This window comes from Bacillus sp. FG16 (assembly GCF_057809515.1).
Genome location: NZ_JBMDKC010000126.1, coordinates 1 through 13,584, shown reverse-complemented (window position 1 = coordinate 13,584; position 13,584 = coordinate 1). Strand labels below are relative to the sequence as shown.

Annotated in this window: 6 protein-coding genes and 1 pseudogene; 6 read left to right on the top strand and 1 reads right to left on the bottom strand. The window is 32.3% G+C overall.

Translation table 11 applies throughout. From position 1 onward, the window contains the following. Positions 1 to 378 precede the first annotated feature (378 nt). Positions 379 to 984 carry a hemolysin II regulator HlyIIR gene (gene hlyIIR / locus ACODS7_RS28335; protein WP_016080734.1) on the top strand — a complete coding sequence of 202 codons (606 nt, stop codon included), beginning with the start codon at positions 379 to 381 and terminating at the stop codon, positions 982 to 984. Positions 985 to 1,136: 152 nt separating this feature from the next. On the opposite strand, the gene ACODS7_RS28330 is transcribed toward hlyIIR, so the two are convergent. Then, on the bottom strand, positions 1,137 to 2,615 hold the full coding sequence (locus ACODS7_RS28330; protein ID WP_029442980.1) for an Lsa family ABC-F type ribosomal protection protein: 1,479 nt from the start codon (positions 2,613 to 2,615) through the stop codon (positions 1,137 to 1,139). A gap of 941 nt (positions 2,616 to 3,556) precedes the next feature. Between ACODS7_RS28330 and ACODS7_RS28325 the strand changes: the two genes are divergently transcribed. The 5 genes and pseudogenes from ACODS7_RS28325 to ACODS7_RS28305 form a co-directional block, all read left to right on the top strand. Next, complete coding sequence (locus tag ACODS7_RS28325) at positions 3,557 to 6,286, top strand: sensor domain-containing protein (protein WP_029442979.1); 2,730 nt, start codon at positions 3,557 to 3,559, stop codon at positions 6,284 to 6,286. Positions 6,287 to 6,439: 153 nt separating this feature from the next. Then, positions 6,440 to 6,670 carry a hypothetical protein gene (locus ACODS7_RS28320; protein ID WP_042969022.1) on the top strand — a complete coding sequence of 77 codons (231 nt, stop codon included), beginning with the start codon at positions 6,440 to 6,442 and terminating at the stop codon, positions 6,668 to 6,670. A gap of 512 nt (positions 6,671 to 7,182) precedes the next feature. Continuing rightward, positions 7,183 to 8,451 carry a glycoside hydrolase family 5 protein gene (locus ACODS7_RS28315; protein ID WP_029442978.1) on the top strand — a complete coding sequence of 423 codons (1,269 nt, stop codon included), beginning with the start codon at positions 7,183 to 7,185 and terminating at the stop codon, positions 8,449 to 8,451. A 462-nt stretch (positions 8,452 to 8,913) separates the two neighbouring features. Continuing rightward, a complete protein-coding gene (locus tag ACODS7_RS28310) occupies positions 8,914 to 11,154 on the top strand; it encodes a M60 family metallopeptidase (protein WP_224979985.1) in 2,241 nt (746 codons plus the stop codon). Between the two features lie 141 nt (positions 11,155 to 11,295). After that, positions 11,296 to 13,536 (top strand): annotated as a pseudogene (locus ACODS7_RS28305) (putative mucin/carbohydrate-binding domain-containing protein); the annotation flags it as partial. Between the last annotated feature and the right edge of the window lie 48 nt (positions 13,537 to 13,584).

The window sequence follows — 13,584 nt, the reverse complement described above, 5'->3', positions numbered from 1 at the left end:
ATTTGTACATGCTTAAACAAGTGAAAATGTACATGATCATCTTGACATTTACAATTTTAAATCTGTATAATGTAACGAAAGGACCAAAGTTTATCTATAAAATAAATAAACTTTGGTCCTTATTATGTTTTTATTCGCGCACGAAATTAAGATGAAATTAGATGTTTTTTGTCTATTCTTTTACTCAATTAGAAAAGAGCGTAAAGTAGTTGAAAGCTATTGATGCTACGCAAGGGGATATTGTTTAAAGTAATCAGAACCTCATCGGTTGTTAAGTTATCACTTTAAATATATAATTAAATTTCATTAAAAAGATACTCTATTCAAAGTCCTTATTGGGTTTTTGAAGTGAAATATATACTATTTGAGGTGTGTGAAATGGGGAAATCTCGAGAGCAGACGATGGAAAATATCTTAAAGGCTGCTAAGAAAAAATTTGGAGAGCGTGGCTACGAAGGTACGAGCATACAAGAAATTGCAAAAGAAGCGAAAGTGAATGTTGCTATGGCCTCTTACTATTTTAATGGGAAAGAAAACCTATATTATGAGGTGTTTAAGAAATATGGTCTTGCTAATGAGCTACCCAATTTTCTTGAGAAGAATCAATTTGATCCTATCAATGCCCTTAGAGAATATTTAACGGTTTTTACTACACATATAAAAGAGAACCCTGAAATTGGATCATTGGCATATGAGGAGATTATTAAGGAAAGTGCACGATTAGAAAAGATTAAACCGTATTTCATAGGTAATTTTGAACAGTTAAAAGAAATATTACAGGAGGGTGAAAAGCAAGGAGTTTTTCATTTCTTCTCCATAAATCATACGATACATTGGATCACTTCTATTGTTTTATTTCCAAAGTTTAAAAAGTTTATTGATTCTTTAGGGCCAAATGAAACGAATGATACAAATCATGAATGGATGCCAGAAGACTTAGTGAACAGGATTGTTACTGCATTAACAGATAAACCTAACGTGTAAATTATTCAGTGTATATGAATTCTATTATTACTATTTAAAGCCTAATTTCTCAATGTATTGTAGAGAAATTAGGCTTTTTTCAACACGTCATTAAAGTATTTATAATTCAATGACTCAATTTGCTGATTATATTTTCAAATATTCGTTTTGAGCTACATAGATATAGTTTTTGTTGCAACTGTTTGTTGAAATGCTTTATCATGCTCAACAATAACCATTGTGGGATTAAATTGTTGAATAAGCTCTTCGATTTGCATACGGGAATAGATATCTATAAAATTTAGTGGTTCATCCCATATATATATATGAGCTTTTTCACATAAGCTTTTAGCGATAAGCAGTTTTTTCTTTTGTCCACCAGAATAATGAGATATATCTTTCTCAAATTGAATTCGGTCAAAGTCCATCTTACGTAGGATGGATTTAAATAAGGTCTCATCAATCTTGTGCTGTTCAATAAAGTCTGATAGCGATCCCCTTAAATGAGAAGTATCTTGTTGGACATAGGAAATGATGAGTCCTGTACCTAAAATAACTAAGCCTGTATGCTGTATCGGATGTCCTAGAATTAGTTTTAGGATACTACTTTTTCCGCTCCCATTCGTTCCATCAAGTACAATTCGGTCACCTTGTTCAACTATGAAGCTAATCGAATCATTCACAATTTGGTTATCGTACTTAACGGACACATCAACCAAAGTAATCAATTCATTTGATTTAAATTGTAATTGTTCCAATTTTAAGGACTCAGTTTTCTCCACATTTTTTAGTAATTTTGACTTTTCTTCAATAGCTTTTTGTTGTCTTGATTCAAGGTTTTTTGCTCTTTTCATCATCTTGGCTGCTTTATGACCTACAAACCCCTTATCCAACTTAGAGCCTGAATTCCTCGTTCCATTTTTTGAAGCTTCCACATCATGAGACCAACTTGCTGAACGCTTGGAAGACTGTTTTAATCTCCCTATGTCTTTTTGTAGACGCTCATTTGTAGCCTCTTCGTGCTCTTGCTGTCTATCAAAATTTAACTTCCAAGAAGAATAGTTACCACTCTGAACTTCAATATTTGCTCTATTTATAGATAGGATATGGTCAACGCACCCATCTAAAAAGATTCTGTCATGTGAAATTAAAATAAATCCTTTTTTCTTCCTTAGATAATCAGAGACTATCTTTCGTGCATCAGTATCTAAATGATTTGTTGGTTCATCAATTAATAGGAATTGGCCCTCATTTAAAAACAGTGCAGCAAGCAACACCTTTGTTTGTTCCCCATTTGATAATGTTTTAAATGGTCTGTATATGACCTCAGCATCAACATTTAAATAGGATATCTCACGCAGAAATTCCCAATCTTCTGCTTGGGGACAAATTTCTTCAAGGATTTCATGAGTGAATTTGTTCTTATCTGCAACAGAGTAGGGGAAGTAATTGAATTCTACCGAAGCAAGGATTTTCCCACCATACTCATAATTCCCTAACAATAAATTAAAGAATGTCGTTTTACCTCGTCCGTTTCTACCGATAAATCCTAGCTTCCAATCCGTATCTATTTGGAAGTTTACACTTTCAAAAATATTATCAAAGCTACCTGGGTATGAAAAAGTTAAATCTTGGACTTTTATCATTGACATAATAATTCCTCCTTTATATATCGAAACGTTTCGTATAAAGTCGGAACATCCATCCATTTTTTAATTGCTCTATATAAGTTTGATGGATATTAACGACTTATATAGAGCATTACATGTGTAACAATAGTGTCTGAAGTACTCATTTTTCTCGCTCCTTTATTTGTTAGGTACATTTAACAATTAATAAGTTCCAACTAACATAAACGGGAATAAAAAAATCCCCCAATTGTAATCGGAAGGATTAGTCTTTCGTCTATACTTAATAAGTACTTATTAATCATTTGAATCATGACAAATAAAGTATGAACTGAATTTTAAAAATGGATAGACTAACCCTATATTTTGTAGTTTGAAGTTATAAAATTCAACTTAAAATATAAATTAGTTAATCATTATTCATCCATCATTCCTTTCATAATTCTATTTTTAGAGTAACATTCTTTTTAGAGAGATGCAATATCAGCTTCACCTAATCCTAGATTATTTATAATTCTTTGAGTAAGGAGGAAAGATGAAATTGACATCAATCTAAGTTGTAACTATAATTGTTACAGTTAGTTTCGAAAACTAATTCGAATTTCTATGTTAAAGATAGTATATTTTCATTCCTTTTTAAGTGTGACAGTTAGCAACTAACTATAATTCAATAGAGGATTAGATTTTATCTCATATTTAAAGAGTAGATAAGTTGTACAATCCAAATTTACGATGCACAAATACTTGAAAAACTACATTTTTTAACTGATCCTTTTTGGAATCCTCAGTATTGGAAATTGTAAAAATCTACAAAAAGTTAATAAGACTGTTGTATGTAGAAAAAAATCTTTTAAAAAGGTCATAATATGGATAATAGGTAGCACACATTTTAATTAGTAGGAGTTGTGCCACTATCAAGACATTTCTTAATAAAAGTATAGAAAAAACTCAAGAAGGTGAGTCCATTGCGTAAACATGCATATGTGCAATTTTATGTATTGATATTGGCTTTAATAGCTTATATAAGCTTTTGCTGTATATTTTTATTTGTTCTTCCGAATCATTATTTCGTATCAGATTTTAATATCCGGCTATCATCTTTAGTTGTTGAAACTACTGTATTTATTTCATTACTGTATTCTATATTATCCAGAAAAATTAAGTTAGGAGTATTCTGGATTTGCATAATTATTGCGATAGGGTGTTTCCTGATAGGAAATTTCATATCTGCTTTTCAAGTACTTAATGTAGAATTACCAATACAAAATTTTAGTATCTCTGATGTATTTTTGTTGTTTTTCTTATTTTTCTTTCTCTTTGCGTTTTTTTATAAAATTATGATGGAATGTAACAAATGGGAGAAAGCGTATTTACTTTGTGATTTATGCATTGTTGTTACTGCTATTTTTACATTAGAGTGGTACCTATTTAATAAACCTTCTGCAAATATCTTATTCTTTTCAATTGGAGATGTTTTTCTTTCATTTATTTTTCCGATTATAGATTTATTGCTTCTATTACTTGGAGTTACACTAATCTTTCGACCTGCTATTTTCAATGCAAAAAGTAAATTGTTTATTTTTATCCTAGTATTAACTGGATTGGCTATTACGGACTACTTATATTTTTACTTACAAGATGATTTGTCAGATCGTTCAGTTATATTATTAAGGTGTTTGTATAGAGTTTTCCTATTATTTATCGCTATTGCTGCTACAATTCCAAAGAATACTTCTTCTAAAAGAAATTATTTTATTGTCAATCCAACATTTGGAGAGAAACTTCTTGTCATATTTCCTTATCTTGCAGTTGCAGTCTTAATTGGCTTTACTTTGAAAGAACAAACTTCTTCAGCTACATTGATTACGGGAAATTGTATTGCTTTTGTATTTGTACTGATTCGTCATACAATTGTACGAATGCAAAACAAGGATTTAACCGAGGCCTTAAAAGTGTTTAATAATCAATTAGAACAAACAGTAACTCAAAGAACACGGGATTTAATAAACAAATCTAATGATTTGGTAAAAAATCAAGAGAGATTTAAGTCTTTATATGAGTATCATCCAGATCCTATTTTAACGATTGATTCAAATGGTATCGTATTAAATATAAACCAGGCTGGAAGTATGTTATTAGGAAAAGAAAGTGCTGCATTAATAGGGAAAGAGTGCTTCTCTATTTTTTTAGATGAAGATAAATCTGAATTGGAATCGGCTATAAAGAAAGGGAAACGATGTAGTTCATCTTCGTTACAGTTACGTGTGAAAAATAACAATGAGAAGGATATCCTCTTTTGGTATGTCACTATAGTTCCTATTATGATAGAAGGACAAACCTTTGGGAGTTATGTAATGGTAAAAGACATAACGAGGATGAAACAACAACAGGATGAGATAAATTATCTTGCATTCCATGATACGGTGACGGAGATTGGAAATCGTATATTCTTCCAACAAGAATTAGATAGATCCATTAAGCGTGCACAAAAAACACAGGATAAGTTCGGGCTCCTGTATATTGATTTAAATCGCTTTAAGACCATTAATGATACATTGGGTCATTCGATTGGTGACAGAGTTTTAAAAGAAGTTGCCAAACGTTTTAGGACATGTCTGTCACCGACTATTCCTCTAGCAAGAATAGGTGGAGATGAGTTTGCAATCATTGTCCATAACCAAACAGAGCAACAGCTATTGGATTTGTGTAAAACTCTATTTCGTATAACTGAAGAACCATTTGTAGTAAATCAGCATAGTTTTTACTTATCTCTTAGTATAGGAATAGCAGTGTATCCATTTGGAGGAATAAATACTACTACACTTTTACAACACGCTGATATCGCTATGTATAGCGCAAAGGAAAAAGGTAACAATGCTGTTTGTATGTATGACGAGACATTATCACAAAAAGTAACTCGTCGATTACGATTAGAACAGGATTTACCAAATGCAATTGAAAATAATGAGTTGTTTTTATTGTATCAACCACAAATTGATAGTAAGGCAGGTAAGGTTATTGGTGCAGAGGCTTTAATACGCTGGCAACATCCAGAGCTTGGGCTGATTTCTCCTTTTGAGTTTATACCTATCGCAGAAGAAACGGCGCAGATTATTTCAATTGGGAAGTGGACGTTACAGAAAGCGTGTCGACAACTGAAAGAATGGTATTCTGCGGGCTATTCAAATCTAAAGATGGGGATAAATTTATCAGCTATAGAGTTTGAACAGAAAGATTTTGTTCAAACAATGATATCTACCATAGAAGAGATAGGAGTACCTGCTAATTCAATTGATTTGGAATTAACAGAGCGAATAGCAATGGTAGATGAAAAAGAAACCTTATCGAAGTTAAAAGTATTAAAATCATATGGTGTACATTTATCAATTGACGATTTTGGTACAGGTTATTCTTCACTAGCGTATTTGCCTCTTTATCCAATTGATACTTTGAAAATTCCAAAAGAATTTGTTAATAGGATCGGAACTTTTACTGATGGAGATGAAATTATACAAACCATTATTTCACTTGCTCATACTTTAAACATGAAAGTGATAGCAGAAGGGGTAGAAACGAAAGAACAATTAACAGTGTTGCAACGTAATGCATGTTATCTAATTCAAGGCTATTACTACAGTAAACCTGTAAATGAAGATGAATTTATCGATTTTTTAAGTACAATGCAAAATGAATAAGTGAAAAATCAGTATCTGTATAAAGTAAAGTGAAAAGACGTTCTATCCATATGGATTTGAACGTCTTTCTTATGTTTATTTTCAGTAGTTGTGCAGCAAGGTTTCAGCCTTTGAAAGTAAAATAAGTATCTATATTCCTGGTATTTTGGGCTAATGGGATATGAGGTGAAAATTGCTTCTTGTGAAAACGCATTAGGGACAGCTTGTATATTCTTAAAGCAATTTGAAAAAGGATTAGCAGTTTGTATGGAATTAGGAAATGAAGAGTATGTATATCATTTCAATATTTTACGTTCTCTTAATGAAGATGAAGCAATTAAACTCTTAGAAGAAGTGAAAAAAGTATTTCTTACTTCGAAAAGCAAGGTTTATGGGATTTCGTAGAAGAATATGCAGATCTAAAAAAGGAAGAAATTATACAATAATCACATGCTATCATTTTTAATAGCTAATTAACAAAGGGACTCCAATTATGGAGTCCCTTTGTTAATGGGGTAATGCTCTGGTTTATCTAATTATAACAATATTTGTAAAAAGTGTAAAGGGGTCCTAGTTTGGAGGGAGAATTATTTAATCTTTTTTATTTAATAAAAGGGATAATATTTAGTTATCTGCGCTTCTTAATTATGTTTTCTATCACAATTTGAAGTGAATTTCATTTAATCTTATTTATTTTATAGGAATTATAAGGTATACTAAAAATAGGTGCAAAATGTACCATTTGAAAAAGAGTGAATTGCAAAAAGGAATCCGTAAAGGATTCCTTTTTTGTTTCTTTGAAAATGAAGTAATGTTCTAATTATCTCTTTCATTTTTATGAATGCGCTGCGATCTTATAAACTAAAAAGGAGTTTTTGGGAAATTGCCATATTCCTGTAACAAAACAAAGGTATGTTATGTGTGTTAAATATAAAGAGAAAGAAGGAAAAGTTTTGAAAAAAATTTTGCCAATTGTTGCGTTATTAGGCATGATGAGTTTTGGAGTACAGGAAATGAATGTAAGAGCTGATACATACCACAAGGGCGATTCAAAAATTAGTTTTTGGGATTCGAAAAGAAAGGGTACTAATTTCATGAATAGTACGTCATTACCTGAAAACTATAAAAGTGCAAAAGAAGCTAATATTGAATATGTACGTTTAGCACCTGATAAATGGGCAAAAGATAAAGATTTTCTATTTGAGGATAAACCAGATACTTCTGGAAAGGATTTTCTGATAGGTAATGCAGATAACTATCAGGGATTAGTAAAGGAGGATTTCGAAAAATTAAAGGCGGATTTAGATGCCGCACAATCACAAGGAATGAAAGTTGTTCTTACAATGTTATCCTTACCTGGTGATCGATGGCGCCAATTTAATAATAACAAGAATGACGACAGAATATGGGAAGAAGAGAAGTATCAAGAACAAGCAAGTCAATTTTGGAAGGATCTTGCTTTGGAATTAAAAGATCACCCCGCGGTGGTTGGTTATAATATTATAAATGAACCACATCCAGAAACAGCTAAAAATAATAGATATAATGATTTTTGGACGGAAGATTATGAGAAATGGTATGCAAAAGTGAAGGGAACGACAGCGGATTTAAACAGATTTTATCAAAAAGTAATCAATTCCATTCGTGAAGTAGACCAAGAAACACCGATTATTTTAGATTCAGGTTTATATGCTACTCCATGGGCCTTTAAATATTTAAAACCAGTAAATGATAAAAAAACCCTATATGCATTTCATATGTATGAACCATATGAATTAACGAGTCAAGGTGAAAAACAAAATAAGGAGTATCAATATCCAGGATTAGTAAAAGTAGGAGATTTAGAGAAACCTGTAATGTGGAATAAGCAGGGATTAGAGCAATTTTTGAAGCCAATCCAACAATGGTCTAAGAAAAATCATGTATCATCTAATCGAATTATTGCAGAGGAGTTTGGAATTAACCGTACTGTTCCAGGAGCTACCCAATACATGCAAGATCTTATTTCTATCTTCAACCAAAAAGGTTGGCATAAATCATTCTATGCATTTCGTGAAGACACATGGACAGGGATGGATTATGAATTGGGAACAGGAAAAATAAAATGGGATGAAGAGGGTAAACCAATGCGTCAAGATAATTCACTCTGGGAAGTAATAAAAAAAGATTTACAAGTACATAAATAGTTTAGAATATTTGTCCTAAGGACTAAATGTAAGCATCTAATTCAAATGGAATTAGATGCTTTTTTTTCAAAAAAGGTGGAGGCTTAAACAAATGTGGTTGCAATTGTATTAACCTTTAAAGTGAAAAAAGTTTTATGAATTTTTTTGTGAGATCCGAACCCTTAAATGCTGAAAATTATTTACTTATTTCTCCAATTGGGTGTATTTCTCCAATTAGATGGAAGTTTAGAATACAGAATCAAAACATAATAGGCTGTTATCGATGAGTTTATCGTAAAGTTGTTATTTAATGTGTCATCAAATAACATTTATATACAATAATAAATAAAGAAAAGGAGATATTTATGAAAAAATATAGAGTAATAGACACAACTTAAATAGTATGAATAGTTTTGATTGTAAAAACATGAAGAAGAAAACAAAAAATCCTTAAGAGTACTAAGGAAAAATGAGGGAGATAATATGGGGAATAATTCAAAATATAAAACTAGAAAAATACTTGCAGCTACTGCTACAGTAACTATGCTTGCGACTGGAATGATTTCTTCATCAGATGTCTTTGCAGAGCAAAAGGAGCAGCAAAAAAATTTATCGACATCACTGCAAAGTGAAAAGTCAGTTAAATCAGAAAATAGAACATTTACAGTCCCAGGAAAAGGGGATGTTGAGGTATTAAAACAACAGGAAAGAAAAAGTATGGCATTTAGTCCGTACGAACCAACTGGTTTATATGCAAAGCCAAATGAACAAATAACGATTAATGTAGAAGGTAATCAAGATATTCAGGTATATATTGGAACGTATTCGTATGATGCTTCTTGGAGAGAAGATTCTAAGATAAAATCATTTACATTAAAACCTGGTATAAACACAATCCAATCTCCAAATGGGGGGATGATTTATTTTTATAATAAACAACAAGGAGATAGCATTCGAACAACAATTACAACAGGTGGAACGACTACGCCTTTCTTTGAACTAGGAAAGCATACGAAACAAGATTTAATAAACATGCTGGACCAGTATCCTAATGCACATGCAGTGGAGTTAAAAGGAGAACGTGTATTAATTACGGCCAGCCCTGCACGTGTTAAGAAATATTTGTTGGGTTCTAATACAGATCCTGTACAACTCTTAAAAAAGATGGATGAAGCTACTCGAATTCAAGACAAAGTAGCTGGATTATCTGAAGAACAAGTAGATAAACATTATGTTCATTACGTAGAAGAAAATCATTCTCCTGATTATTATATGTATGCAACTTCTTATCGAACAGCATATGTAGGAGATGCAATCCAATACGTGTTAGATATTAATAAATTTATAACAGATGGCTGGGGCCCTTGGCATGAGGCAGGACATTTGAGACAACAATCGCCCTGGAAGTTTTATAATATGACAGAAGTACAAAATAATATATACAGCCTTTCTGTAGAAAAAGCATTTAATCAACCATCCAACTTAGAGAAAAGTGGAATTTATCCAAAAGCATTTCAATATCTAGAGCAAGTGAATAAAAATTATGATGAAATTAGCGATGTTTTTGTAAAGCTTGTTATGCTTTGGCAACTACAGTTAGCGTATGGTGAGGATTTCTATCCTAAATTGCATCAATTGTATAGAGACATGCCTTCAAGTGAACTTCCACAAACTGATGAAAATAAAAAACAATTATTTATGATTTCAGCATCAAAAGTAGCCAAACAAAATTTGATTCCTTTCTTTGAGAAGTGGGGATTACGTCCAAATAACGATACCATTCAAAAAGTAGCTGTATTAGGATATCCAATTTTAACAGCAGAGATTTGGAAGGGTACGGATTCTAATCCAATTAAACCAGATATGCCTAATGTAAATAATATATTAGAAGGAAACCAGTTTGCATGGTCGCTGAAAGGGATTGGAGATTTTGAATTCGCAAAAATAAATTTAAATAAATCAACAGAAGAAATGCAAATTGATCTAAAAGCAGGTGTACCACATAACTACTTTAATAGTACATATGCAAGTATTAAAGTGCAAAACACATCAGGTAAAGTAGTATATAACAAGGAGTTTTATGGGAATAAACAGCAAAATGCTGGAACACAAAAAGTTTCAGTAAAGACCGGCGATTTTATTGAGCTTACACATTTAGAAGGCGGAGAGAGGGCAACATTAATAAATTTAGATAATAATAAACGTGAAAGTCTTGATAAAAAAGTAATGTATGAAGTTACAAAGGATGGCCTGAAAAAAGTAAATCAAATTGTTAATCCGAAACCAGATACAGAAGCTCCCACACAGCCACAAGGATTATATGCAAACAATCTTACTTCTAACAGTGTAGAGCTAAAATGGAATCCTTCTACAGATAATATAGGTGTAAAAGAATATCAGGTATTACGTGATGGACAATTGATTCAAACCGTACAAGGAACGACATTTGTTGATCAAAACTTAACAGCTAATAAGGAATATAAATATGCAGTGAAGGCTGTAGATGCAGCTGGAAATACATCAATTCAAAGTGAAATTCTTCCGGTAAAAACCAAAGATCAAAATATATCTTATGAAAAATGGGATCCAAAGAAGGCATATACAAAGGGCGATAAAGTAGAACATCAAGGGACAGTGTATGAAGCGGTTCAAAATCATCAAGGAAATGGTGACCCGAATTGGATATTTGCGTTATCTTTATGGAAACCACTTACAATCAAATAACATGTAAGAATCAGATGTGAAGATAGAACAACATAAAATTGGGGCAGTATTTTAAAGATTTACTGGATGTTGTTTGAATTTTGATAGATTTCTCTACTAAGTTATTATTCAATAATAAAAATTAGAAAAGGATGTAGATTAGTGATTAGTCAGAAAACGAAGAAAAGATTTAATAAAGTTATTATAATGACCGCAGCATGTAGCATGTTTTCTATGTTTGGAACGTCTATTTCGCACACTAAAGCTGCAACACATTCAGCTGCTCCAGCAGTTTATGTGAGTCCCCAAAATATACCTGCCTCAGATATTATTAGTATAGACTGGTCACCAGTTCAGACTCCACCTTATACGTACTGGGCTGTACACAACTGGAATGCAGGTGGTGAAGCTGGAGGATATGCTGGTTTTCAACAACAAAGTGGGTTTGATGAAAATGGAAAACGTACTTTACATTTTGCCTTATGGGATCCAATTTCCTCTAAAGAAGCAATAAAGGCCGAATACTTATCTCCGAATTCGCAAGCTGGACCCTTTGGAGGAGAAGGAACAGGAATGAAGGTTCAAACAACTTATGGTTGGAAAGACTACAATTGGTACACAATGACAATGCGTTCATGGCAAGAAAATGGTCATACTAAATTTGGACAATGGATGAAAGATGTAACAAAGAATAAATGGCATCAAATTGCAATTATGGACTTTCCGGTTGCTAATGTTGCATTTAATCATGGATTAGGAATGTTTCAAGAAGACTGGGCTGATAGTGGACAGAATGTTCGAGAAGCGCGCCTAAAAAATGGTTATAGCCGAAAATTAGTTGATAAACAATGGAGTTCTTGGAATAATCAAAGTATTTCTGGGACGCATGATAATACTTATCAATATGATGGAGGATCTACTTCAGAATATGTATGGGTCAAAGCAGGAGGTAATACGCAGTCTACTATTGGGTCAGGAAAAATATTCACGCTAAATCAACCTACTCAACCTGAAATAGGAAAACTAGATTTTGATATCCAATCTATATATTATGAAAATGAAAAATTAAATGTATCTTGGAAACTAAAAGAAAATAGTACACCGCAATTTAAGGGGAAAATTGAAATTTATAACAATGAAAATATGACGGGCCAACCTATTAACGTAATTAATGATATTAAATCCTATCAAAATGTAATCAGTCAATCTATATCATTACCAACAAATGCTTATGCAAAGATTGTATTAACGGATATATTTGATCAAACTGTTGAGAAAAAGGTACAAATCAAAAATGAGTCTCCAAACATTTTTGAAGGTAATGAATTTGCATGGTCGCTGAAAGGGATTGGAGATTTTGAATTTGCGAAAGTAAATTTAAATAAATCAACAGAAGAAATGCAAATTGATCTAAAAGCAGGTGTACCACATGACTACTTTGATAGTACATATGCAAGTATTAAAGTGCAAAACACATCAGGTAAAGTGGTCTATAACAAAGAGATTTATGGAAACAAGCAGCAAAATGCTGAATCGCAAAAAGTTCCAGTCAAAGTAGGCGATTATATAGAGTTAACACATCTAGAAGGTGTACATAGAGCTACTCTTACAAATGTAGATAATAGTAAACAAGAGAGCTTTGGAAAAAAAGCCATATACGAAGTTACAAAGGAAGGCCTGAAGAAAGTAGAAAAAATGCCAGAAGCAACAATTTTAGAAGGAAACAAGTTTGCATGGTCATTAAAAGGATATAGTGATAGAGAAATTGCAAAAGTAGATTATGATAAAACGGTAGAAGAGATGAAGGTAAAACTAGAAGCAGGTGTACCACATTCCTATTTTGCTAGTACGTATGCGAGTATTAAGGTCCAGAATTCTTCTGGTAACGTTCTGTACAATAAGGAGATCGTGGGAAATAAACAACAAAATGCTGAAAGCCAAACTGTGCCCGTCAAGGTAGGGGATTACATTGAATTTACCCATATAGAAGGAGAAGCAACAAAGGAAAAAACGCGAGCAATTTTAATTAACCTTGAAAATAACAAAAATGAAACCATTGGAAAAACAGCAAGATATCAAGTTACAAAAGAAGGCTTGAAGAAAGTAGAAAAAATGCCAGAAACAACGGTTTTAGATGGAAATCATTTTGGGTGGTCATTAAAAGGATATAGTGATAGAGAAATCGCAAAAGTAGATTATAATAAGACAACAGAGAAAATGCAGGTGAATTTAGAAGCGGGCGTACCACATTCTTACTTTAATAATACGTATGCAAGTATTACAGTAAAGAATTCAACCGGTAGTATTTTGTACAATAAGGGAATAGTGGGAAATAGACAGCAAACTGCTGAAAGCCAAACCGTGCCCGTAAAAGTGGGAGATTACATTGAGTTTACCCATATATATAAGTTACGTTTAATATTTTAACAATTGTTCAGTTCCTAACCTTTG